Origin of the sequence: Streptomyces sp. NBC_00358 (assembly GCF_036099295.1) — a bacterium.
GTDB lineage: Bacteria > Actinomycetota > Actinomycetes > Streptomycetales > Streptomycetaceae > Streptomyces.
In genome coordinates this window covers 6,806,905-6,829,994 of record NZ_CP107976.1, presented here as the reverse complement: position 1 = coordinate 6,829,994, position 23,090 = coordinate 6,806,905, and the positions used below count along the sequence as shown (strand labels likewise).

At 73.6% G+C, this 23,090-nt stretch carries 21 protein-coding genes and 1 pseudogene; 5 read left to right on the top strand and 17 right to left on the bottom strand.

Annotated features, from left to right (window positions below; genetic code table 11):
- Positions 1–143: 143 nt before the first annotated feature.
- The 3 genes from OHT01_RS29075 to hisI form a co-directional block, all read right to left on the bottom strand.
- Complete coding sequence (locus tag OHT01_RS29075) at positions 144–797, bottom strand: TIGR02234 family membrane protein (protein WP_328556065.1); 654 nt, start codon at positions 795–797, stop codon at positions 144–146.
- A gap of 270 nt (positions 798–1,067) precedes the next feature.
- On the bottom strand, positions 1,068–2,555 hold the full coding sequence (locus OHT01_RS29070) for an anthranilate synthase component I (RefSeq protein ID WP_328556064.1): 1,488 nt from the start codon (positions 2,553–2,555) through the stop codon (positions 1,068–1,070).
- An 11-nt stretch (positions 2,556–2,566) separates the two neighbouring features.
- On the bottom strand, positions 2,567–2,980 hold the full coding sequence (hisI, locus tag OHT01_RS29065; RefSeq protein ID WP_328556063.1) for a phosphoribosyl-AMP cyclohydrolase: 414 nt from the start codon (positions 2,978–2,980) through the stop codon (positions 2,567–2,569).
- Between the two features lie 142 nt (positions 2,981–3,122).
- Here hisI and OHT01_RS29060 point away from each other — a divergent pair, with 142 nt between their 5' ends.
- A complete protein-coding gene (locus OHT01_RS29060; RefSeq protein WP_328556062.1) occupies positions 3,123–3,758 on the top strand; it encodes a TIGR03085 family metal-binding protein in 636 nt (211 codons plus the stop codon).
- A gap of 177 nt (positions 3,759–3,935) precedes the next feature.
- On the opposite strand, the gene OHT01_RS29055 is transcribed toward OHT01_RS29060, so the two are convergent.
- The 11 genes and pseudogenes from OHT01_RS29055 to hisD all read right to left on the bottom strand — a co-directional run bounded on the left by OHT01_RS29055 (position 3,936) and on the right by hisD (position 15,474).
- Complete coding sequence (locus tag OHT01_RS29055; RefSeq protein ID WP_328556061.1) at positions 3,936–5,408, bottom strand: helix-turn-helix domain-containing protein; 1,473 nt, start codon at positions 5,406–5,408, stop codon at positions 3,936–3,938.
- Between the two features lie 114 nt (positions 5,409–5,522).
- On the bottom strand, positions 5,523–7,790 hold the full coding sequence (locus OHT01_RS29050; RefSeq protein WP_328556060.1) for a LuxR C-terminal-related transcriptional regulator: 2,268 nt from the start codon (positions 7,788–7,790) through the stop codon (positions 5,523–5,525).
- Positions 7,791–8,233: 443 nt separating this feature from the next.
- A complete protein-coding gene (bdeA, locus tag OHT01_RS29045; RefSeq protein ID WP_443043459.1) occupies positions 8,234–9,211 on the bottom strand; it encodes a bis(hydroxyethyl) terephthalate hydrolase in 978 nt (325 codons plus the stop codon).
- Positions 9,212–9,670: 459 nt separating this feature from the next.
- Complete coding sequence (hisF, locus tag OHT01_RS29040) at positions 9,671–10,426, bottom strand: imidazole glycerol phosphate synthase subunit HisF (protein WP_328556059.1); 756 nt, start codon at positions 10,424–10,426, stop codon at positions 9,671–9,673.
- 86 nt (positions 10,427–10,512) lie between these two features.
- A pseudogene (locus OHT01_RS29035) lies at positions 10,513–10,893 on the bottom strand (RidA family protein); the annotation flags it as partial.
- The gene (priA, locus tag OHT01_RS29030; RefSeq protein ID WP_328556057.1) at positions 10,890–11,615 is read right to left on the bottom strand and encodes a bifunctional 1-(5-phosphoribosyl)-5-((5-phosphoribosylamino)methylideneamino)imidazole-4-carboxamide isomerase/phosphoribosylanthranilate isomerase PriA; all 726 of its coding nucleotides are present in this window, start codon (positions 11,613–11,615) and stop codon (positions 10,890–10,892) included. The gene priA and the pseudogene OHT01_RS29035, both read right to left, overlap by 4 nt.
- Positions 11,612–12,259 (bottom strand): imidazole glycerol phosphate synthase subunit HisH, encoded by a 648-nt coding sequence (gene hisH / locus OHT01_RS29025; protein WP_328556056.1) that lies wholly within the window; start codon positions 12,257–12,259, stop codon positions 11,612–11,614. The genes priA and hisH overlap by 4 nt, the downstream gene beginning before the upstream one ends.
- Positions 12,250–12,414 (bottom strand): hypothetical protein, encoded by a 165-nt coding sequence (locus OHT01_RS29020; RefSeq protein WP_261708150.1) that lies wholly within the window; start codon positions 12,412–12,414, stop codon positions 12,250–12,252. The genes hisH and OHT01_RS29020 overlap by 10 nt, the downstream gene beginning before the upstream one ends.
- Positions 12,411–13,004: an imidazoleglycerol-phosphate dehydratase HisB gene (gene hisB / locus OHT01_RS29015; protein WP_266757720.1), complete on the bottom strand. Its 594-nt coding sequence runs from the start codon at positions 13,002–13,004 to the stop codon at positions 12,411–12,413. Before hisB ends, OHT01_RS29020 begins: the two co-directional genes overlap by 4 nt.
- Positions 13,001–14,137, bottom strand: coding sequence for a histidinol-phosphate transaminase (locus OHT01_RS29010; protein ID WP_328556055.1), 1,137 nt, complete (start codon positions 14,135–14,137; stop codon positions 13,001–13,003). Before OHT01_RS29010 ends, hisB begins: the two co-directional genes overlap by 4 nt.
- Positions 14,134–15,474: a histidinol dehydrogenase gene (gene hisD / locus OHT01_RS29005; protein ID WP_328556054.1), complete on the bottom strand. Its 1,341-nt coding sequence runs from the start codon at positions 15,472–15,474 to the stop codon at positions 14,134–14,136. Before hisD ends, OHT01_RS29010 begins: the two co-directional genes overlap by 4 nt.
- Positions 15,475–15,648: 174 nt before the next feature.
- Here hisD and OHT01_RS29000 point away from each other — a divergent pair, with 174 nt between their 5' ends.
- From OHT01_RS29000 to ybaK, 4 genes are all read left to right on the top strand, one after another.
- Positions 15,649–17,226, top strand: a complete 1,578-nt coding sequence (locus OHT01_RS29000; protein ID WP_328556053.1) for an oxidoreductase — start codon at positions 15,649–15,651, stop codon at positions 17,224–17,226.
- A gap of 405 nt (positions 17,227–17,631) precedes the next feature.
- Entirely contained in the window at positions 17,632–18,672 is a 1,041-nt protein-coding gene (locus OHT01_RS28995) for a hypothetical protein (RefSeq protein WP_328556052.1), read from the top strand.
- Between the two features lie 11 nt (positions 18,673–18,683).
- Positions 18,684–19,424, top strand: coding sequence for an LON peptidase substrate-binding domain-containing protein (locus OHT01_RS28990; RefSeq protein ID WP_328556051.1), 741 nt, complete (start codon positions 18,684–18,686; stop codon positions 19,422–19,424).
- Between the two features lie 17 nt (positions 19,425–19,441).
- Positions 19,442–19,942 (top strand): Cys-tRNA(Pro) deacylase, encoded by a 501-nt coding sequence (ybaK, locus tag OHT01_RS28985; protein WP_328556050.1) that lies wholly within the window; start codon positions 19,442–19,444, stop codon positions 19,940–19,942.
- A gap of 400 nt (positions 19,943–20,342) precedes the next feature.
- Here ybaK and OHT01_RS28980 read toward each other — a convergent pair whose 3' ends face one another.
- From OHT01_RS28980 to OHT01_RS28970, 3 genes are all read right to left on the bottom strand, one after another.
- Positions 20,343–21,044 (bottom strand): AAA family ATPase, encoded by a 702-nt coding sequence (locus tag OHT01_RS28980; RefSeq protein WP_328556049.1) that lies wholly within the window; start codon positions 21,042–21,044, stop codon positions 20,343–20,345.
- A gap of 34 nt (positions 21,045–21,078) precedes the next feature.
- Positions 21,079–21,900, bottom strand: coding sequence for an ABC transporter permease (locus OHT01_RS28975; RefSeq protein ID WP_328556048.1), 822 nt, complete (start codon positions 21,898–21,900; stop codon positions 21,079–21,081).
- An 88-nt stretch (positions 21,901–21,988) separates the two neighbouring features.
- Positions 21,989–22,963: an ABC transporter ATP-binding protein gene (locus tag OHT01_RS28970; RefSeq protein ID WP_328558309.1), complete on the bottom strand. Its 975-nt coding sequence runs from the start codon at positions 22,961–22,963 to the stop codon at positions 21,989–21,991.
- Between the last annotated feature and the right edge of the window lie 127 nt (positions 22,964–23,090).

Here is a 23,090-nt window from a genome sequence, read left to right as displayed (position 1 = left end):
CTGTATGCGTGTGTGAGTCGGACGCTCACCGTCCATTGTCCCGTACGGGCGGGCCCGCGGTGAGCGGGGGGTGGTCCCTCGCGCGTCGGTCCGGCCGAGGCTGGACGGGGGACCCGGGGCGCGGGTCCCGGGGGCGCCGGGTCCTAGGTCCCGGCCGGGTCGGGACCGGTGGGGTCCTCGCCGCGGTCGAGTGCCTTCCAGATGTCCTCGGGGCGGTCCGGGTCGACCGGCTTGGCCTTGCGGGGCCGGGGCCTGCCGTCCCGCTCGTAGCGGCCGGACATGGCGGGCCACAGCCGTCCGTAGCGCAGGGCGAGCAGCCCGGCGAGCAGGATCAGCGCGCCGCCGACGGCGGCCACGTACGGCCAGCCGGTGTGGCTGAGCCCGCTCGCGGTGGCGGCGGTGTTGCCGGAGGCGGCGGCGGCCCGCTCGTCGAGGGCGGAGCTGTCGCTCGCGCCGAGGACCGCGGCGACCACCGTGCCCGCGCCGGAGAGCGCGAGCAGCGCGGAGACCAGGAGTCGCCCGGAGCGGCGTACGGCGAAGACGGCGACGAGCGCGGCGAGGCCCACTATCGCGAGTGCCGCGGGCACACCCGTGATGTCGCTGCCCTTGACGGTCAGCGGGAAGGCACCGCCGGCCACGGTCGCGGTCCCCTGCGCCCAGCTCTGCCGGGTCGACAGCAGGGCCACGGCCGCGCCGAGCGCGCCGCTCAGCAGGGTCACAGCGAGGCTGCGGCGGCCGGACCGGGCGGGTCCCGCGGCTTCGGTTCGGGGGTGAGGTACAGCAGTCACGTACCCCACTATCGCCTGAACCCCGGGCGAACCCTCATCCGGGGTTGCGTGAGCCTCGTCCTATTGGCTGCGTTTCGCCCGCGGCCGCAGGGCCCGGGGGCGCGGTCGGGCCGTACGGCAACTGCCCACCGCCCGGCGGCCCGAGCCGTTTCGCCGCCCCACAGCCCCGCCCCGCCGGCCCGCCCGAGTGCCCCGGCCGACCGACCCGGCCGGTTCGCGGCCGGGTACGCACGAGCCGGCCCGGCACGGGCGCACCCGGGCCGGAGCCCGCTCCTCGCGCTACCGCCCGAGCCGGTTCGCCGTGTGCACCGCGCGCAGGACCGCCGCCGCCTTGTTCCGGCACTCGTCGTCCTCCAGAGCCGGGACCGAGTCGGCGACGATGCCGGCACCGGCCTGGACGTACGCCGTGCCGTCGCGCAGCAGGGCCGTACGGATGGCGATGGCGGTGTCGGAGTCGCCGGCGAAGTCCAGGTAGCCGACGCAGCCGCCGTACAACCCGCGCCGGGACGGCTCCAGTTCGTCGATGATCTGCATCGCGCGCGGCTTGGGCGCGCCGGAGAGGGTGCCCGCGGGGAAGCAGGCGGTGAGCACGTCGAAGGCCGTACGGCCCGCGGCGACCCGGCCGGTCACCGTGGAGACGATGTGCATCACGTGCGAGTACCGCTCGATGGACATGAAGTCGACGACCTCGACGGAGCCGGGCTCGCAGACCCGTCCGAGGTCGTTGCGCCCGAGGTCGACGAGCATGAGGTGCTCGGCGCGCTCCTTGGGGTCGGCGATCAGTTCGTCGGCGAGGGCCTGGTCGTCCTGGACGGTCGCGCCGCGCGGCCGGGTGCCCGCGATGGGGTGCACCATGGCCTGCCCGCCCTCGACCTTGACCAGGGCCTCCGGGGAGGAGCCGACGACGTCGAACCCGTCGAAGCGGAACAGGTACATGTACGGCGAGGGGTTGGTCGCCCGCAGGACCCGGTAGACGTCCAACGCGCTGGCGGTGCACGGCGTTTCGAAGCGCTGGGAGGGGACGACCTGGAAGGCCTCGCCGGCCCGGATGCGCTCCTTGATGTCCTCGACGGCGTCCCGGAAGTCGGGGCCGCCCCAGAGCGCGGTGTACTCGGGGAGCTCCGAGGGCGGGAGCGCTGCGGGCGGCTGGGACACCGCGCGCGAGAGGTCGGCCTCCATGGCGTCCAGACGGGCGACGGCGTCCGCGTACGCCTCGTCGACGCCCGTGTCGAGGTCGTTGTGGTTGATCGCGTTGGCGATCAGCTGGACCGAGCCGTCCCAGTGGTCCAGTACGGCCAGGTCGCTGGTGAGCAGCATGGTCAGCTCGGGCAGCTTCAGGTCGTCCCGCTCGCCGGGCCCGATCTTCTCCAGGCGGCGCACGATGTCGTAGCCCAGATAGCCGACCATGCCGCCGGTGAACGGGGGCAGCCCCTCGCCCTGCGGGGTGTGCAGCGCCTCGATGGTGGCGCGCAGGGCCGCGAGCGGATCACCGTCCACGGGGACGCCGACGGGCGGGGTGCCCAGCCAGTGCGCCTGTCCGTCCCGCTCGGTGAGGGTCGCGGCGGAGCGGACGCCCACGAAGGAGTAGCGGGACCAGGACAGGGAGGTGCGGCCGTTCTCCGCGGATTCGAGCAGGAACGTGCCCGGGCGCTCGGCGGCCAGCTTGCGGTAGAGCGCGACCGGCGTGTCGCCGTCCGCGAGCAGTTTGCGGCCGACGGGGATGACACGGCGGTCGGTGGCCAGCTTGCGGAACGTCTCGAGGTCCATGGCTGCTGACCTTACTGATTCCCGGCCGCTGCACCGGAATCGGCGCCGTCGGACCGGTCGCCGGCGTCCTTCAGCAGCACGTCGGCGTCGAAGCAGGTGCGGTCCCCGGTGTGGCAGGCGGCGCCCACCTGGTCGACCCGAACCAGCAGGGTGTCGGCGTCGCAGTCCAGGGCCACGGACCTGACGTGCTGGAAGTGGCCGGAGGTGTCGCCCTTGACCCAGTACTCCTGGCGGCTGCGCGACCAGTAGGTGCAGCGGCCCGTGGTGAGGGTGCGGTGCAGCGCCTCGTCGTCCATCCAGCCGAGCATCAGCACCTCACCGGTGTCGTACTGCTGGGCGATGGCGGGGACGAGTCCGTCGGCGCTGCGCTTGAGGCGGGCGGCGATCCCGGGGTCCAGGCTGCTGGGAGGAGGCGTGCTGGTCATGGATGCCATTGTGCCGCGCCGGACCGTCGTACCCGGGCCTTGTCCACAGGCCGGACCCCGCGGTCGTCCACAGGCCGGACGGGCCCGGATCCGCCGTGCTCTCCACTGGGCGGAGCGGCCGCCCGGTCGTAGGCTGGCTGACATGTCGACCCATGCGAAGCGCGAACGGCTCCTCCTCGCCGATCTGTTGGAAGCCGTGGGACCGGACGCCCCCACCCTCTGCGAGGGGTGGAACAGCCGCGATCTCGCCGCGCATGTGGTGGTGCGTGAGCGCCGCCCCGACGCCGCGGGCGGCCTGGTCGTCAAGCAGCTCGCGCCCCGTCTGGAGCGGGTGATGACGGAGTTCGCCGAGAAGCCGTACGAGGAACTGCTCCAGTTGGTGCGTACGGGGCCGCCCCGCTTCTCTCCGTTCGCCTTGAAGCAGCTCGACGAGGCGTCGAACGTGGTCGAGTTCTACGTCCACACCGAGGACGTACGGCGCGCGCAGCCGGACTGGACGCCGCGTGAGCTGGACGCGGTGTTCCAGGAGGCCCTGTGGTCGCGCCTGGAGCGCACGGCCCGGCTGATGGGCCGCGGCGCCCCGACGGGTGTGGTCCTGCGCCGCCCGAACGGCCAGACGGCGGTACTGAACAAGGGCACGCCGGTGGTGACGGTGACCGGCGAGCCCTCGGAACTGCTGCTGTTCGCGTTCGGCCGGCAGGGCGTGGCGGACGTCGAGCTGGACGGCGACAAGGACGCGATCGCCAAGTTGCACGAGGCGAAACAGCTCGGCATCTAGGCCCACCGGGTCACCGGGTCGGCGGGGAGGCTCGGCGCGCCGCAGGGCCCGTACGCACCGGACGAGAACCCCGCCGGGACCGCCCACCGCGGCGCGGGTGACGAAGACGGGCCCGGGGCCCCGGCGGCCGCCGGACGCTGCGGTCACCGGCCGTCCTGTCCGGCCATGACGGGCCGGTCAGGGGTCGAGCAGGGAGTGGGCGGCCAGGGCCAGGGACAGTTCCACGACGTCCGCGGGCCGGGTCAGGGAGCGGCCGGTGAGCTGCTCGCAGCGGCGCAGCCGGTTCAGGACCGTGTTGCGGTGGCAGTAGAGGCGGCCCGCGGCCCGCTGGGCGGAGCCGTCGCAGGCGAGCCAGGCCGTGAGCGTGTCCAGCATGACGTCCCGGTCGGACAGGTCCAGCCGCAGCAGCGGGCCGAGAACCCGTTCGGAGAGCGCCGCGCCGAGGATCGGCGCGGAGACGACGAGCGCGGCGGGCAGGTGCTCCTCCAGGACGACGGTTCCGCCCGAGCGCGGGCAGGCACGCAGCGCCGTGTCGGCCAGCCGGCGGGCGTCACCGATCGCGGCGAGCCCGTCCACCACCGGGCTCACGCCGATCCGGGCCACCGGCGGGGCGGTCAGCCGGCGGGCGATCTCCCCGGCGTCCATGTCGAGCCCGTGCGTGCGGGGGCGCTCCCCGCCGCGGCCCGCCGCGTGGTCGGGACCGTCGTCGGCCGCCGTCCCGGGCACCGGTCCGGGGCCCGTGTCGAGGAACCCGCTGTCGTGGCGGTGACCGGGCCGGTCTCCGCCGTAGTGCTGGTCACCGCCGTGGAGTCGATCCCCGGCGTAGGGCTGGTCGCCGTCGTAGGGGCGGTCGTCGAGCAGGACGATGCCGTAGCTCCCCTCGTCGGCCCGGTCGCGGTCGCGGTACCAGAGGACCCGCAGGCCGGAGAGGCGCACCTGCCCTCGTACGTCCGCGAGCGCCCGGCCGACGGGCAGCCGCGCCAGCACCACCGCGTACCGGCCCTGCTCGGGAAGGCGCAGGGCGGCGGCGGTGGCCGGGAGGTCGGCGATCCGCGCGGTGCCGTCGAGCAGTGCGGCGGTCATCAGCCGCAGCCGGTTCTCCCGGCGCCACATCAGCTCGCGCTCCGTCTGGCGGTAGGCGTCGGTGACGACGGCGCAGTGGTCGTCGACGAAGTTCCACACGTCGGCGGCCACATGGACGAGCAGACGCGCGTCGGAGGGATGACGCCGGGTCGTCTCGTCGAGGAGCTCCTGCCAGATCATGCCGCCGCCGAGCCGGAAGGCGCGCAGCAGGGCGTCCAGCGGGAGGCCGCGTTCGGCACGGGCCCTGCCGATGGCCCATGAGCAGCGGTGGGCGGCCTCGCGCAGTTCACCGGGCTGGATGAGGGATCCGACATTGAGCCGCAGCGAGCGCCGCACCTCGTCGCGCACGCTCTCCGCGTCGGCCTCCATGGCGGTGCGGTACGCGGGTTCGCGCTCCCGAAGCAGGTCCATCAGGCGTTCCGTGAGTTCGGGCAGCCCCGCCATCAGCGCCCGGGCGGCGCGGTGCAGCACGGCAAGGGCCTCCGCGTCGACGGCCGGGCGCGCGGCCGGTACCGGGGGCCGCGGTCCGGGCCGGGGCCGGACGTGGGCGGGTACGAGGTGCTGCATCGCTGTCCTCCACCGGAGTCGGCTCGGTCCGTGCCGCCCGGGTCGGCCGACGCGCGGCACACGGGTGCTCCGGACCTCCTGATCCCGCAGGATGACATACCGCCCGGTCGGTACCTAGGGGTGTGCGGTGGTCTTCTCCGCCCGGTCCACCAGCCGGGAGAGCTCGACGCGCGAGCGGACGCCCAGGGTGGCGAAGACATTGCGCAGGTGGTGGTCCACGGTGCGCGGGCTCACGGACAGGCGCAGCGCCACTTCGCGATTGGTGGCGCCCTCCGCCACACAGCGGGCGATCCGGAGCTGCTGGGGGGTCAGGAGCGTGAGCGGCCCGGCCGGTTCGGCCGCTCCGGCGTCTCCGGTGGCCCGCAGTTCGGCCCTCGCCTGGGTGGCCCAGCCGAAGGCCCCGCCCCGCTCGAAGGACACCAGCGCGTCCCGGAGCCGGCCCCGGGCCTCACCCGGTCTGCGCCGGCGCCGCAGCCAGGCGCCGTAGAGGAGTTGGGTGCGACCGCGTTCGAAGTCCCCGGCCACTTCGTCGTGTCGGGCCAGCGCGGTGGTGAACAGTGCCTCGCACTCCTCCGGGCCGCTCAACAGTGCACGGCAGCGCGCGAGTTGGGCCGGGGCCTGCGGATCGGTGCCCTGCGCGGCCCAACGGGCGAACGCGCTCACCGCGCACCGGGCGGCCTCGGTCTGGCCGGTGCGGGCCGCCGCTTCCACGAAGCAGGGGACGGCGAGCATCCGTACCGCGAAGTGACCGCGGCGCGGGCCGGCGCCGACCAGGGGGCCGAGCCGCGCGGCGGCGTCCGGGAGCCGGCCGCGCGCCAGGTCGGCACGGGCCCGCGCCCACTGGGCGAGCGTGGCCGTCTGGACGAGGCCGTGCCGCGCGGCGACGCGTTCCGCGGCGTCGGCGTGCTCCTCGACGGCCCCCGAACACCCCTCGACCGACGCCACCAGCGCGAGGATCGCGTGGTGGTGTGCCGCGAGGTTGTCCTGCCCGGCACCGAGAGCCGTGCGCAGGCCCTCCTCGGCGTGGGCACGGGCGCGGGCGTGGCGGCCGGCTCGCAGTTCCCCGTAGGCGAGGCGCTCCAGCGCCTGGGCGACCAGGATGTACGGGCCCCGGGCCCTGGCGACGGCGAGCGCGCGGGAGTTGGCCCGGCAGGCGGCGGGGAGATCGCCGACGACCAGAGCGGCACCTCCGGCCCGAAGGAGGGCCTCGGGGCCGTCGAGGAGTCCGGTCGCCGCCCCTTGGGCCACCATCTCCCGCAGCGGCTGCCGTCCGGCGTCCGGGCGGCCGTGCAGCACGGCGGACATCCCCGCCCGGTACGCCCCGAGCCGGCGGTCGGCCTCCGGCCCTACGGGAGCGGGGTCCGGCCCCGCCGGGCTGCGTTCCGGCCCCGCCGGGCTGCGTTCCGGCCCCGCGGGAGCGGGGTCCAGCCCCGCGGGAGCGGGGTCCAGGGCTTCCACGCAGGCCGCCGCGTCACCCGTCGCCCAGGACGCCTCGACGGCGGCAAGCCGGGCGACCAGGGCGCGGTCCGCGTCGGCGGGAGCCAGTAACTCGGCTGCCAGCAGCAGCGTTTCGCGGGCGTCGGCGACCGGGCCGTCCTGGAGGGCGAGCTGCCCGCGCACCAGTTGGGCCGCGCCGCGTACGGCGTCGCGCGAGCCCTCGCACGCGGCCTGTGACAGCAACTCCCGCGCGCGGTGCGGCAGTCCGGCCAGCCGGGCCTGATCGGCGGCGTTGATCAGGCGGACGGCGCGTGACTCCTCGTCGGCGGCGAGTTCGGCCGACCGCGCCCAGGCCGCCGAACGCTCGGCGTGTGCGGGTCCGCCGTCCGGCAGCGCCGCCGCGGCGGCGAGCGCGTCTCCGATGCCGGGTGCGGGAGCGGTGGCCGCCGCGGCCCGGTGGAAGAGAACCGGCAGGGCGTGCGGTCCCCCGGTATGGGCGTCGGCGAGCAGGCGGTGGGCAGCGCGCCGACGGGCGGGCGGGGCACTCGCGTAGACGGTGTCGGCCAGGCACGGATCGGCGAGGCGGACGCGGCCCCCGGCGAACCGGACGAGTCCCGCGGCCTCGGCGGCTTCCAGGGCACCGGCGTCGAGCCCGGCCGCCCCGGCCGCCCCGAGAATCACTCCGGCGTCCGCCCCGGCGGCCCGGGCATCCCGCTCCCGCTCGGCCGCGAGCAACAGCGACAGCCCCGCCGGGGCATCCGGGCCCAGGGCCCCCGGGAGGGGTGGCCCGGCGGAGCCGGAGGGCGCGGCCGGTGGGGCGGAGTCGTATACGGGTGCCGTGTCGCGGGCCGTGGGCGCGCGGCCGTGGCCGGCCCGGAGTTCCGGGCGCTCCGGCCACCGGCGGCCGCTCCCCTCCCCGGGAACGGCCGCGCGGAGCACGGTCACCGGGCCCGGCGCCCTGGGCGGCGGCTTGGGACCCGGCTCTGAGAGCGGTTCCGGCTCGTACCCGGGAGCCGGCGGCCGGGCCGGGCCGCCGCTCCGGGCCGGCTCGTTCGACGCACTCCGGGAGGGTGGCGGTAACGTGTTCCGGCCCGCCGTCCGGAGGGGACTTCGCGCAGTCGCGTTTCCAGTCACGACCGTCACGTTACTTCCGCGTAAACGACGGCGGAAGCCCCGCGTTCGCTTGTCGGCTCGGGCCCCGAAACCCCCTCTGAACTGGGCGGACAAGGTCTTCCGGGGGACAGCGGCTGGGCGCGCTCCCAGGCCTGGGGGGCAAGGCTTGTGCGCCTGCACAACGGCCGCGGCGCGGTTGGCCCGGGACGCACGCGGGCGACGGCCGCCGGAACGGGCGGCCGCCGCCCGCGCACGGTCGGACCGTGCGGGACGGGTCAGGAGGTGTGCGGGCAGTTGCCCTGGTAGGCCACGATCGTCGAAGAGGGCTGCGGCAGCGGGCAGAGGAACTGCTCGTAGCGGGTGTCATTGTCGATGAACCGCTTCAGCCACGAGATGCTGTACTTGGCGATCGTCGTGTTCGGGCTGTTGGGCGTGAAGTGGGTGGCGCCCCTGAGTTCCAGGTACGCCTTGTCGAGGGTGCTCGGCAGACTCGCGTAGAAGGGTTCGGAGTGCGTCGCCACCGGCGCGATCGTGTCGCCGTCGGCGCCCACGATCAGGGTCGGCGTCTTGATCTCCGGCCAGGTGGTGTCGAGGTTCCAGCCGGTCAGCGGGATCGCCGCCTGGAGCGAGGGGCGGCTCTTCGCGGCCTCCAGTGTGCCGCCCCCGCCCATCGAGTGGCCCATGACGCCGAGCCGGCTGCTGTCGATCCTGCTCCGCACGGAACTGCTCTGGGTCAGGTAGTCGAGCGCGGCCAGCAACTGCTTTCCCCGGCTGGCGGGTTGGTCGAGCGTGGTGAGGGTGTCGATGGTGAACACCACGAAGCCCTGGGAGGCGAGCCGGGGGCCGAGCCAGGCGATGGACGACTGGTAGGCCGTGTACCCGGGGGCGATGGCGACCGCGCCGAAGGTGCCGTCGCTGGTCGAGGTCGGGTAGTAGACGGTGCCGCCGCCGAAGCCGCTCACGGACAGCGCGGAGACGGTGGTCTGGGAGACGGCGTAGGGACCGGTGACCGCCTCGATACTGGCGTTCGTGGGAGCGGGGCCGCGCTCGTACGGGTTCGCGGCGACCTGTGCCGATACGGCCGGTGCTCCGATGGCCTGCGCCCCGCCGGCCTGCGCGGCGACGAGGCCGCCCGCGGCCAGGAGCACCGCGAGGCCGGTCCGCACCAGACGGCTCGTGAGCCGGTTGGGGCGGCGGGGAGACGGGTCGGGGCCGACGGGTGCGGCGGGGAGTGCGCGGTTCGGCTGCTGCACGGTGGGTGCGTCCTCTCGGTGAGGGAGAACGGACCCGCGCCGCGGTCGAAGCGCCGCCCTGGCATGGGGTGTTGAAGGCGCACGCCGCGAGACGACGGGGTCCGTCTCGGTGGTTGCGTTGGCAACTGTCCGCCCCGGACCCGGCTCGTACATCGGCGGAATCACCGGTCTTGGCCCGCCGTGCCCGTCGCCCTGTCGCTCCCGCACCGAACCCGCACGCCAAGAACCGACGTCGGACACCCGGCCCCACGGGGGGGGCCTGCACCACGGCCACCCGGCGCCGCGGACGGGCCTCCGCGCGGACACGTCTCCGTAGGGACACCCCTTCCCGCCGACACGGCTCTCCACGGAACACGGCCCGCGCCCGGCGGCGGAAACCGCCGGGTGCGGGCCGTGACGCGCGACCTGAGCGGTCACGCGGGACGTGAACGGTGGCGCGAGGTGTCAGCCAACGGGGTGTCAGCGGACGGGATGCCCCGCCGCTCGCAGGGTCTCCTTGACCTCACCGATCCGCAGGTCACCGAAATGGAAGACGGACGCGGCCAGCACCGCGTCGGCGCCCGCCCCGATGGCCGGCGGGAAGTGGTCGAGCCGGCCGGCACCGCCGCTGGCGATGAGCGGAACGGTGACGTGCTTGCGTACGGCCTCGATCATCTCGATGTCGTAGCCGTCCTTCGTGCCGTCCGCGTCCATCGAGTTGAGCAGGATCTCGCCCGCGCCCAGCTCGGCGGCCCGGTGGGCCCACTCGACGGCGTCGATGCCGGTGCCCTTGCGGCCGCCGTGGGTGGTCACCTCGAAGGAACCGTCCTCGGTCCTGCGCGCGTCCACCGACAGCACGAGCACCTGCCGCCCGAACCGCTCCGCGATCTCCCGGATGAGGTCCGGCCGGGCGATGGCGGCCGTGTTGACGCCGACCTTGTCGGCGCCGGCCCGCAGCAGCTTGTCGACGTCCTCGGCGGTGCGGACACCGCCGCCGACCGTCAGCGGGATGAATACCTGCTCGGCCGTACGGCGCACCACGTCGTAGGTGGTCTCACGGTTGCCCGAGGACGCGGTGATGTCCAGGAACGTGAGCTCGTCGGCGCCCTCGGCGTCGTACACCTTGGCCATCTCGACCGGGTCGCCCGCGTCGCGCAGGTTCTGGAAGTTGACACCCTTGACGACCCGGCCGTTGTCCACGTCCAGGCAGGGAATCACTCGGACCGCCAGGGTCATGACTGTGCTTCTCCCTGCTCTGCGGGGTCTTCGCCGGACTGTTCCGTACGGTCGTCGCCCGACGCCTCCGTACGGTCCTCGCTCGCACGGAACGCCTCCACCTCGACCTCGACGACCAGACGCGAGTCCACCAGACCCGCGACGATGATCATCGTCGCGGCGGGGCGGACGACGTCGAACAACTGCTTGTGGGCGCGGCCGACTGCCTCGACGTCCCGGGCATGGGTGATGTACATGCGCGTACGGACGACGTCGTCGCGGCCGAGGCCGAGCTGCTCCAGCGCGGCGAACGCGGCGTTGAAGGAGTTGAGCGCCTGCTCGTACGGGTCGCCCTCGGCGATCTGGCCGTCGATCACCGAGGTGCAGCCGGACACCAGTACCAGGCCGTTCGGCAGTTCAACCGCGCGGGAGTACCCGAAGGTCTCCTCCCAGGGCGCGCCGGTCACGACGCGGCGTACGGCGCTCACCGGGCTACCGCCGCCAGCGCCTCTTCGAGGGTGAACGCCTTGGCGTACAGGGCCTTGCCGACGATCGAGCCCTCGACGCCGAGCGGCACGAGTTCGCCGATGGCGCGCAGGTCGTCCAGCGACGACACGCCGCCGGAGGCGACCACCGGGCGGTCGGTCGCCGCGCACACGGTGCGCAGCAGCTCCAGGTTCGGGCCCTGGAGCGTGCCGTCCTTGGCGATGTCGGTCACCACGTAGCGGGCGCAGCCCTCGGAGTTGAGGCGTTCCAGCGTCTCGTAGAGGTCGCCGCCGTCGCGGGTCCAGCCGCGGCCGCGCAGGGTGGTGCCGCGGACGTCGAGACCGACCGCGATCTTGTCGCCGTGCTCGGCGATGACCTTGGCGACCCACTCGGGGGTCTCCAGGGCGGCGGTGCCGAGGTTGACGCGGGTGCAGCCGGTCGCGAGGGCTGCCGCCAGGGAGGCGTCGTCGCGGATTCCGCCGGACAGCTCGACCTTGATGTCCATCGCCTTGGTGACCTCGGAGATCAGGTCCCGGTTGTCGCCGGTGCCGAACGCGGCGTCCAGGTCGACGAGGTGCAGCCACTCGGCGCCGGCGCCCTGCCAGGCCAGGGCGGCCTCCAGGGGGGAGCCGTAGGAGGTCTCGGTCCCGGACTCGCCGTGCACGAGGCGGACGGCCTGGCCGTCGCGGACGTCGACGGCGGGGAGGAGTTCGAGCTTGCTCACAGTGTTCCGATCCAGTTGGTGAGGAGCTGGGCTCCGGCGTCGCCGGACTTCTCGGGGTGGAACTGGGTGGCCCACAGCGCGCCGTTCTCGACGGCCGCCACGAAGGGCTTGCCGTGCGTGGACCAGGTCACCAGGGGGGCGCGCAGCAACGGGTTGCCGACTTCCAGGGACCAGTCGTGGACGGCGTAGGAGTGGACGAAATAGAAGCGCGCGTCGGCGTCGAGGCCCGCGAAGGCCTGCGAGCCAGCCGGGGTCTCGACGGTGTTCCAGCCCATGTGGGGCACGATGTCGGCCTGCAGCGGCCCGACCGTGCCCGGCCACTCGTCGAGGCCCTCGGTCTCCACGCCGTGCTCGATGCCGCGCGAGAAGAGGATCTGCATGCCGACGCAGATGCCCATGACGGGACGGCCGCCGGACAGCCGCCGGCCGATGATCCAGTCGCCGCGGGCTTCCCTGAGGCCCTTCATGCAGGCGGCGAAGGCGCCCACGCCGGGCACCAGCAGTCCGTCCGCGTTCATCGCGGTGTCGAAGTCGCGTGTTATCTCGACCTCGGCACCCGCGCGGGCGAGGGCACGCTCGGCCGACCGTACGTTTCCGAAGCCGTAGTCGAAGACGACGACCTTTTTGGGTGCGCTCAACTCCACACCTCCAGCCGCATGACACCCGCGACGAGACACATCGCGGCTCCTATCGAGAGCAGCACGACCAGGCTCTTGGGCATGTCCTGCTTCACGAAGGAGTAGATGCCTCCGAGGAGGAAGAGGCCGACAACGATCAGGATGCTCGACAGGCCTGTCACAGCGCGCCCTTCGTGGAGGGGAGGATTCCGGCGGCGCGCGGGTCGCGCTCGGAGGCATAACGCAGGGCACGGGCCAGCGCCTTGAACTGGCACTCCACGATGTGGTGCGCGTTGCGCCCGTAGGGCACGTGCACGTGGAGGGCGATCTGGGCCTGGGCGACGAAGGACTCCAGGATGTGCCGGGTCATCGTCGTGTCGTACTCGCCGATCATCGGCGCCATCTTCTCGGGCTCGGTGTGCACGAGGTAGGGGCGGCCCGACAGGTCGACGGTCACCTGGGCGAGCGACTCGTCCAGCGGGACCGTGCAGTTGCCGAAGCGGTAGATGCCCACCTTGTCGCCGAGTGCCTGCTTGAAGGCGGCGCCCAGTGCGAGGGCGGTGTCCTCGATGGTGTGGTGCGAGTCGATGTGCAGGTCACCCTCGGTCTTCACGGTCAGGTCGAACAGACCGTGCCGGCCGAGCTGGTCGAGCATGTGGTCGTAGAAACCGACGCCCGTGGCCACGTCGACCTTGCCGGAGCCGTCGAGATCGATCTCGACGAGGACCGACGTCTCCTTCGTCACCCGCTCCACGCGTCCTACGCGGTTCATGCGCTCTGCTCCTTCGGGGGTGCGGGGATGTCTCCCGCAGAGCCCAGTAGTTCACGTACCGCGTCGAGGAACGCGTCGTTTTCCTCCGGGGTTCCGGCGGAGACCCGCAGCCACCCCGGTACGCCGTTGTCCCGGACCAGGACGCCCCGGTCGAGGATCTTCCGCCAGACGGTGTGGGCGTCGGCGAACCGCCCGAACTGCACGAAGTTCGCGTCCGACTCGATCACCTCGTAGCCCATCGCGCGCAGTTCGGTGACCAGCCGGTCCCGCTCGGACTTGAGCTGCTCCACATAGCCGAGCAGGGTGTCGGTGTGCTCCAGGGCGGCCAGCGCGGTCGCCTGGGTGATGGCCGACAGGTGGTACGGAAGTCGTACGAGCTGGACGGCGTCGACCACCGCCGGGTGGGCGGCGAGGTAGCCGAGGCGCAGTCCCGCCGCGCCGAAGGCCTTCGACATCGTCCGGGAGACGACGAGATTCGGCCGTCCTTCGAGCAGCGGCAGCAGCGAGTCGCCGTGGCTGAACTCGATGTACGCCTCGTCGATCACGACCATCGACGGCTTCGCCGCCTGCGCCGCCTCGTAGAGCGCGAGGACCGTCCCGGGCGGGACCGCGTTGCCCGTGGGGTTGTTGGGGGTGGTGACGAAGACGACGTCCGGCCGGTTCTCGGCGATGGCCCGCTCGGCGGCGGCGAGGTCGATGGTGAAGTCCTCGTTGCGGGGGCCCGAGATCCAGGCCGTGCCCGTGCCGCGCGCGATGAGCGCGTGCATCGAGTACGACGGCTCGAAGCCGATCGCGGTGCGGCCGGGTCCGCCGAAGGTCTGGAGCAGTTGCTGGATGACCTCGTTGGAGCCGTTGGCGGCCCAGACGTTCTCGGTGGTGACCGGGTGCTTGCCGGTCTTCGTCAGATAGGCGGCCAGCTCGGTGCGCAGCTCCACCGCGTCCCGGTCGGGGTAGCGGTTGAGCCCGCGGGCGGCCTCACGGACCCGCTCGGCGATCCGCTCGACGAGCGGCTCGGGCAGCGGGTAGGGGTTCTCGTTGGTGTTCAGGCGTACGGGGACGTCCAGTTGGGGTGCGCCGTAGGGGGTCTTGCCGCGCAGTTCGTCCCGTACGGGGAGATCGTCGATGCCAGTCACTTGCCCTCGGGTACCTTCCAACCGAACCTTGCCTTGACCGCCGCGCCGTGCGCGGGCAGGTCCTCAGCCTCCGCCAGCGTCACCACGTGATGCGCTACGTCCGCGAGCGCGTCCTTCGTGTAGTCGACGATGTGGATGCCGCGCAGGAAGGACTGGACGGACAGGCCCGAGGAGTGGCAGGCGCAGCCGCCGGTGGGCAACACGTGGTTGGAGCCCGCCGCGTAGTCGCCGAGCGAGACCGGGGCCCAGGGGCCGACGAAGATCGCTCCCGCGTTCCTGACCCGGTCGGCGACGGCCGCCGCGTCCGCGGTCTGGATCTCCAGGTGCTCGGCTCCGTAGGCGTCGACGACCCGCAGGCCCTCGTCGATCCCGTCGACGAGGACGATCGCGGACTGCCGGCCGTTCAGGGCCGGGACGATCCGGTCGTCGATGTGCTTGGTGGCCGCGACCTGCGGCTCCAGCTCCTTCTCCACGGCGTCCGCGAGGGCCGGCGAGTCGGTGACCAGGACGGCGGCGGCGAGCGGGTCGTGCTCGGCCTGGCTGATCAGGTCGGCGGCGACGTGCACCGGGTCGGCGGTGTCGTCCGCGAGGACCGCGATCTCGGTCGGGCCGGCCTCCGCGTCGATGCCGATCCGGCCGGTGAAGTAGCGCTTGGCGGCGGCGACCCAGATGTTGCCCGGGCCCGTGACCATGGTGGCCGAGGGGCAGGACTCGGTGCCGTGCGCGAACATCGCGACGGCCTGGGCGCCTCCGGCCGCGTACACCTCGTCGATGCCGAGCAGCGCGCAGGCGGCGAGGATCGTGGGGTGCGGAAGGCCGCCGAACTCCTTCTGCGGCGGGGACGCCAGCGCCATGGAGGGGACGCCGGCCTCCTGTGCCGGGACGGCGTTCATGATCACGGACGACGGGTACACCGACCGTCCGCCGGGGGCGTACAGCCCCACGCGGTCGACCGGCACCCACTTCTCGGTGACCGAGCCACCGGGCACGACCTGGGTGGTGTGCGTCGTGCGGCGCTGTTCGCGGTGGACGAGACGGGCGCGGCGGATGGACTCCTCCAGGGCCGCGCGCACGGCGGGGTCGAGCTGCTCCAGGGCGTCGGCGAGGGCCTGGGCCGGAACACGCACGGACTCCAGCCGTACTCCGTCGAACTTCTCCGCGTAGTCGATCAGCGCCGCGTCGCCCCGATGATGCACGGCCTCGCAGATCGGTCGCACCTTCTCCAGGGCGGCCGAGACGTCGAAGTCGGCTCGGGGCAGCAGGTCGCGCAGGGCGGAGCCCTCGGGGAGGGCGTCGCCGCGCAGATCGATTCGAGTGATCGCGAAATGTTGCAGCACGGGGACAATTCTCTCAGACGGCGCCGAGGCGCCGGACGCCCGTATCAATGGCTGATACAAGCCACCTTCGGTTCCGCGGAAGATCCCCGTCACCAGTAGCGTTCGGGCCGTCACTGAGCGGGCATTGCACGAATGTACGAAACCCGCGAGTAGCTGGGGAGGAAGGGACGTGCTGTGACCGAGGGGGCCGGCCTGCGCACCGGGGACCTGCCGGACGAGCTGACCGCCGCCGAAGCGGGGATGTGGCAGGCCTTCCGCAACGGCAGCGTGTACGACCTGCGCGCCGGGGACACGGCCGTGGACGATCCGCACGGCGGCCATCCCTGGGGGCCCGAGCGCAGTGTCCGGGCCCGGATAGTGGCCTGGCTGCTGCTCGACGGGCCGCCCGCCCTCCAGGGCCGGGTCGCCTCCCTGAAGCTGACCGGCGTCCGGATCACCGATGTGCTCGATCTCGCGGGCGGCACGGTGGTGCCGTACGTGGAGCTGAAGGGGTGCCGGTTCGAGAAGGAGGTCCTGCTGCCGGAGTCCCGGTTCACGACCGTACGGCTGGTGAACTGCTCGGTGCCCCGGCTGGAGGCGGCCCGGCTGCACACCGAGGGCGATCTGCATCTGCCGCGCTGCCGCTTCCACAACGGGGTACGGCTGACGGACGCGCACATCGGCACGGATCTGCTGCTCAACCAGGCCGTGGTCTACCGGGACCGGCGCGGGCGTTCGATCACCGGCGACGGCATGACCGTCGGACAGGACCTCCAGGCCGAGATGCTGGAGTCGCACGGCGAGCTGAGTCTGCGCGGCGCCACCGTCGGCGTGTCGCTGAGCCTGCGCGGCAGCAGGCTGAACAACCCGTACACCCGGCTCGCCCTCAACGCCCCCCAGCTCACCGTCAACCGCACGCTCTACATGACCCCGGCCGGCCTCGGCAATCCGCTGATGACCAGCGGCACCACACCGGCGCGCGGCACGCTGGTGCAGCGGTTCGAGTGCCAGGGCGGCATCCGGCTGGACGACGGGCGGTTCGGTGACGCGGTCGACTTCGACCGGGCCCGGTTCGCCTTCGACGACGACCAGGAGCTGTCACTGCTCCGGGTCCAGACGCCCGAGCTGCGCTTCCTGGGCGAGCGGCCCGAGCGCGGCAAGGTCGTGCTGTCCGGCGCGCGCGTGGTCAACCTGGTCGACCGGGCGTCCAGCTGGCCGGGGCCCGGCCGGCTGCACATGGGCGGCTTCAGCTACGAGAACCTGGTCCCGCAGGGCGCCTTCCCGCTGACCCGGCGGCTGGAGTGGGTGGCGGCGGCCACCGCCGAGTACGGCCCGGAGCCGTACGAGCGCCTGGCCACCGTGCTGCGCAACTCCGGTGAGGACGAGGACGCCCGCGAGGTGCTGCTCGCCAAGCAGCGCCGCCGCCGCGAGACCCTGCCGCTGGCCGCCAAACTGTGGGGTTACGCGCAGGACCTGACGGTCGCCTACGGGTACCGGCCCGGCCGGGCCGCCCTGTGGATGGCGGTGCTGTGGGGTGCGACGTCGGTCGCCTTCTCGCACGCCGGCCATCAGCCGGTCAACGGCGGCCATCCGCCGTGGAACGCCTCGCTCTACGCCCTGGACCTGCTGCTGCCGGTCATCGATCTGGGCCAGGTCGGCTCCTGGCAGCTGCGCGGCGGCTGGCAGTGGCTGGCCGCGGTGGTGATCCTCCTCGGCTGGATCCTGGCGACGACGGTGGCCGCCGGGGCCACCCGGCTGCTCCGCCGCGGCTGAGGGCCGCCCGTGCGGCTGGGCCGCCCGTGCGGCTGGGCTGCGGGGCGGCTGGGCTGCGGGGCGGCTGGGCTGCGGGGCGGCTGGGCTGCGGGGCGGCTGGGCTGCGGGGGCTCCATGGGCCCCCGCACCGCCGCCGCCGGGCCGCCGCGGACCGCTCGTACCACCGCTGCCAGGCCGCCGCGGAGCCCCCGCAGCACCGCCTCCAGGCCGCCGCGGACCGCTCGCACCACCGCCACCAGGCCGCCACTGGGCCCCGCACCGCCCTCGCGGGACCGTCGCACACGAGATGTACACGACCCTTTTACTCGCCCTTGACCGCATACCGCACAACCAATCGGCGTTTACGAAAGCGTCACCGTGCACCTATGGCACAGCCTCGACCTGCGGTTTTCAATGGTCGACACCATGGCACTGCTGCGCGCACTCCTCCGTACGGCCCGGATGGCACGGAACACCTCTCGCCTCGCCACCGGACTGCCGGCCGACGAAGAGGTGCTCCTCGACGCCCCCGACCACCGGCTGGGTCCGGCGCTCGTCGCGGCGGCCCGGGGCGACTACGTCCCCGCGGCCGAACTGCTGGCCACCACCCGCGAGTCCGCCGAGTGGGAGAACCGCGACCGGTACGCGATGCGTCTCGCGACCTTCGCGCGTTCCCGCGACGAGTGGCTCAGGCAGTGGCAGGCCGCCGACCCGCACGACCCGGACGTCCTCCTCGTCAGGGCCGAACTGGCGGTCCGGCGCGGTTGGGAGTCGCCCGCACGGGTGGAACTGCTGCGCGAGGTCGGCCCGCTGATCATGTCCGCCGCCGAGGGCGATCCGCGCGACCCGGTGCCGTGGCGGATCGCGCTCGACCACGCCCGCGGCACCAACGTGGGGCACACCGAGTTCGAGCACCTGTGGACGGAGGCCGTCCGGCGCTCCCCGCACCACTACGGCTGTCACGTGGCCGCTCTGCAGTACCTCTCGGCCGCCTGGTACGGCTCGCACAGCGAGTGCTTCGACTTCGCCGAGCCGGCCGCGCAGGACGCGCTGCCGGGCTCCCTGGTCCAGGCGCTGCCGGTACGTGCCGCCTTCGCCTATCTGACCGAGGGCGGCGGTCCCCAGGTCCCGCGCAAGCGCCTGGACGCCGCCGCCGACCTCGCGATCTCGGTCTCCGCGGCCTACGCGCCCTCCGATCCGTGGCCCGCCGAGGTGCGCAACCTGCTCACCTACGTGCTGGTCCGGCTGGAGCGCTGGCAGGACGCCCTGGAGCAGTTGCGTCTCATCGGCCCGTACGTGACCTCGTTCCCCTGGGACCGGGTCTCCGAGGACCCGCTCGACCAGTTCCTGGAGCTGCGCGACGGTGTCCGTCTGGAGGTCGCCTCGGGGCTTCCGCTGTGCGATCCGGTCCCCGATCGGCATCCATGGAGTGGGCACGGCGGACGCGTCCCCTCCGTCGACCATTAGGCTTTCGCGTCGTGACCACCGTCCGGCTCCCGCTCTTCCCCCTGAACTCGGTGTTGTTCCCCGGGCTCGTGCTTCCTCTGAACGTGTTCGAGGAGCGTTATCGCGCCATGATGCGCGATCTGCTCAAGACGCCCGAGGACGAATCCCGCCGATTCGCCGTCGTCGCCATCCGCGACGGCCATGAGGTCTCACCCAGCGCGCCGGGCATGCCGGACGGGACCGCCGTGCCCGAGCGCGGGGCCGCCGCCGGTTTCGGCGACGATCCGCTCAAGGCCTTCCACGAGGTGGGCTGCATCGCGGACGCGGCGACCGTCCGCGAGCGCGCCGACGGCAGCTTCGAGGTGCTGGCGACCGGCACCACACGGGTGCGGCTGCTGTCGGTGGACGCCTCCGGGGCGTTCCTGACCGCCGAGCTGGAGGAACTCCCCGAGGACGCGGGGGACGAGGCCGGAGCGCTCGCCGAGGGCGTGCTGCGCGCCTTCCGCCAGTACCAGAAACGGCTGGCCGGAGCCCGCGAGCGTTCGCTGTCGACCGGCGCGGACCTGCCGGACGAACCGGCGGTCGTCTCCTATCTCGTCGCGGCCGCCGTGATGCTGGACGTCCCGGCCAGACAGCGGCTGCTGCAGGCCTCCGACACGGCGTCCCGGCTGCGCGAGGAGCTGAAACTGCTGCGCACGGAGACCGCCATCATCCGTAATCTGCCGTCGTTGCCCGCGTCGGAACTGACGCGCGGCCCGACGAGCCTGAACTGACGCTTGCGAGAAGGTCGATGGCCAAGAAGGCGAAGAAGCAGCAGTCCGGCGGCACCCCGGCGACGGTGGCACTGACCGAGGCGGGCGTCCCGTACACGGTCCACGCCTACGAGCACGACCCGGCGCACCCGTCGTACGGCGAGGAGGCGGCCGAGGCGATGGGCGTCTCTCCGGCGAGGGTGTTCAAGACCCTGGTGGCGGACGTGGACGGCGCGCTCGTGGTCGCGGTCGTACCGGTGGCCGGGTCCCTGGACCTCAAGGCCCTCGCCACGGCGGTGGGCGGCAAGCGGGCGGCGATGGCCGACCCGGCGGCGGCCGAGCGCACGACGGGGTACGTCCGCGGCGGCATCTCGCCGCTCGGCCAGCGCAAGAGGCTGCGCACCGTGCTGGACTCCTCGGCGTCCGGGCACGCCACGATCTGCGTCTCGGCGGGGCGCCGCGGCCTGGAGGTCGAGCTCTCCCCCACCGACCTGGCCGAGCTCACGGGGGCGGTGACCGCGCCCGTCGGACGCGGGTGACCCCCCGGGGCGTCCGCACCCGGTGCGGCGGCCGTGACGGGCCGGGTCCGCGCCCGTCGTGGCGTGTATGGACCCTTCACGGACGGCGCGTCCTCGGTTAAGCACGAGGGGCATGTCGAAGAAAACGCGGAAACGCAAGTGGCGCGTCAGGAAAGGCCGCTCGAACCACGGCCGCCGTCCGGCGTGACCCGGACCCCGGACCCGGCCGGCGCCCCGGCACCGGCCGGGCAGCCCGACTGAGTGCATCCGCACCGGGGGTCGGCCGGGCAGCCGGGATCCACGCGTCCACGACGGCCGTCTGCCGGCCGGGCGGCCCGTCGGACCGGCTGCGCGCATCCCCATCGGGCGGCGGGGCGGCCCGGCTCCGGGCGTCCTGGCGGTGCTGTCTCGTGCCGCCCGATCAGGCGGTGGGAGGCTCCGGTGGTGTGGCCGGGTAGGGGTTCTGCTGGTACGGGTCGGGGTCCCTGGGGCCGAACAGGGCCATGAGGCCGAGGTGGACCACCATGGCACTCAGCGACCACGCCAGCAGCGCGCCCTTGGCCCCGAGCTTCAGCGGCGCGGAGAACGTGACGCCCTTGCCCACGGCCTTGGCGTGCGCGACCACGTTCTGCATGGGGCCGAGCCATATACCGATCCGCCAGGCGAGCAGCGATCCGAGCAGGCCGCCGAGGGCGAGCGCGATCACCAGGGGCACCCCGCCACGCCGTCGTACGAGGAACACGACGAGAGCGCTCAGGGCTCCGAAACCCAGCGCGAGGAGAGTGAAGGTTCCGTCGACACCGATGGCCTGCTCCCCCTCGGTGTCCTTGAGGTACACCGCGGTGGCGTCCGCGATCAGCGGCACATGTGGCGTCAGCCACGACCAGAGCACCCCGAGCAGAGCTCCCGCGAGCGCGAGCGCGACCGTGATCACGGCCGCCTCCCGCAGTTCGGTCTTCATCCCGGGCCCGTCCTGTCCGTAGGAGGCCTCGTACGCGGCCGGATACACGGGGTAACCCGCGGGTCCGGGAGCGTGCGGAGCCTGCCAGGCAGGGTGCGGCTGCTGCCGGTCCTGCGGGGACTGTTCGTGCGGCGGCGGAGGCGGAGTCAGCGGAGCGGTCACCCTGCCATCGTGCCAGGCCCCGCTGTCGGCCGCGTCACCGGACGGCCGCCCGGCGGTAGGCCCAGGCCGCGAGAGCCAGTGAGGCCACCCCGACTCCGGCGCAGACGGCCAGATCGCCGAGGACGGCGGCCCAGTCGGGATGCGCCCCGAACGTGCGCGCGAGCGCCTCGACGCCGTAGGTCGAGGGCAGCAGGTCCCGGGCGTACTGCACCACGGCCGGCATCCGGTCCGCCGGGAGAACGCCCAGCAGCAGGGCCGCGGACATGCCCAGCTGGCCGAGCAGCGTGGCGAGCTCGGGCCGCGGGGCGAGCAGCCCGAACGCGGCCCCGAGCCCGGCCAGGGCGGCGCCCGCGAGCGGGACGACCGCGGCGAGCACCCACAGATGGGTGAGCGGCAGCCCGAAGAGCAGGGAGCCGAAGACGGCGGTGACGACGGTGCCGGGCACCGTGAAGGACGCGTACGCGCCCGCGGCGCCGAGCACCACGGCCGCCGGCGGCACCGGCAGCGTCGCGTAGTGGTCGAGCCCGCCGCTCGCCCGGAGCTGCCCGAAGTACTGGGCGAGCAGGTTGAGGGCGACGAACGCGACGACCAGGACGGTCGACCCGGCCACCACGGCGCGCGCCTCGGCGCCGCCGTCCACCACCCCGCGCATCATGATCATGATGCCGACGGACTGGAAGGTGGCCACGAACAGCAGCGGGATCCGCGCGACGCGGGCGCGGGAGAGCTGCGCGCGGTACACGGCGGCCAGCGACGGCCACAGCCGCGCGCGCGGCCCCAGCTCCGCGGCGGCACCGGCGTCCTCGGCCAGCGGCAGCGCGCTGCCCGGCAGGACTCCAGCGGGTACGACACTCACGTCGAACTGCTCCCCTTCACTCCGGCAGCCGTCCTGTTCCGCACACGTACGACGCCCCTCTCCCGTACGGATTCCACACCCCGGACGCTCACGCCTTCACCAGTCCCTGTGTCGCGTGGCCGCCGAGCGCCAGGTACACATCCTCCAGGCTCGGCGTGGCCAGCGTGAAGTCGTCGAGCGCGGCGAAGGCGGCCCCGCCGGTGACCGTGGCCACCGCCGCGCGGGCCTCCTCGGGCGCGAGCCGCAGCGTCCAGCGGCGGCCCGACTCGACGGCGCGGGCCCGCAGCGCGGCCACCTCGGGAACGTGCAGCGGGGCGCCGTCGCGCCAGACGAGCTCGACGCGCACCTCGCCGGCGACGCGTTCCTTGAGCCCGGCCGGGGTGTCGCAGGCGATGACCCGTCCCTCGTCGAGGACGGCGACCCGGTCGAGGACCGTCTCGGCCTCGATGACGTTGTGGGTGACGAGCAGGACCGTGGCGCCGTGCTCGGCGCGGCGCCGGTCGACGGCGGCCCAGACGGCGCGCCGGGCGACGGGGTCCATGCCGGTGGTGGGCTCGTCGAGGACCAGCAGCGGGCGCCGGCCGACGAGCGCGGCGGCGAAGCAGGCGAGCCTGCGCTGCCCGCCGGAGAGCTTCTTCAGGGGGCGGGAGGCGAGTGGGGCCAGGCCCAGTTCGTCGAGGACGGCGTCCCGCTCGGCCCGTGCCGCGCGCAGGTCGAGCCCGCGCAGCCGCCCGGTCGTCTCGGCGGCGAGGGACACGGTCAGCTCGTCGAGGGCGGTGGACTCCTGCCCGAGGTAGGCGAGGATCCTCGCCGCCCGCTCGGGATGGCGCACGATGTCGTGCCCGAGGATCTCGACGCTGCCGCTGTCGGGGCGCATCAGTCCGGTGAGCTGGCGTACGAGGGTGGACTTGCCGGCGCCGTTCGGGCCGAGCAGCCCGAAGATCTCGCCGCGGCGGATGTCCAGACGGACCCCGTCGGTGGCCCTGACCTCGGGTGTCGCCGGGGTGCCCCGGCGGCCGCGGACCGCCGGATAGGTCTTGGTCAGACCTCGCACGGCGCACACGACGTCGCCCCTGTGTCCCATCCGGGCCGCCTGTGCCGTGCGCGTACTCACGAAGGACGAGAGTACGTGGTCCGGGGCCCTGTCATGCGACCGGGCCGGTGGCGCCCCCGGACGAGCCCCTCCGCGA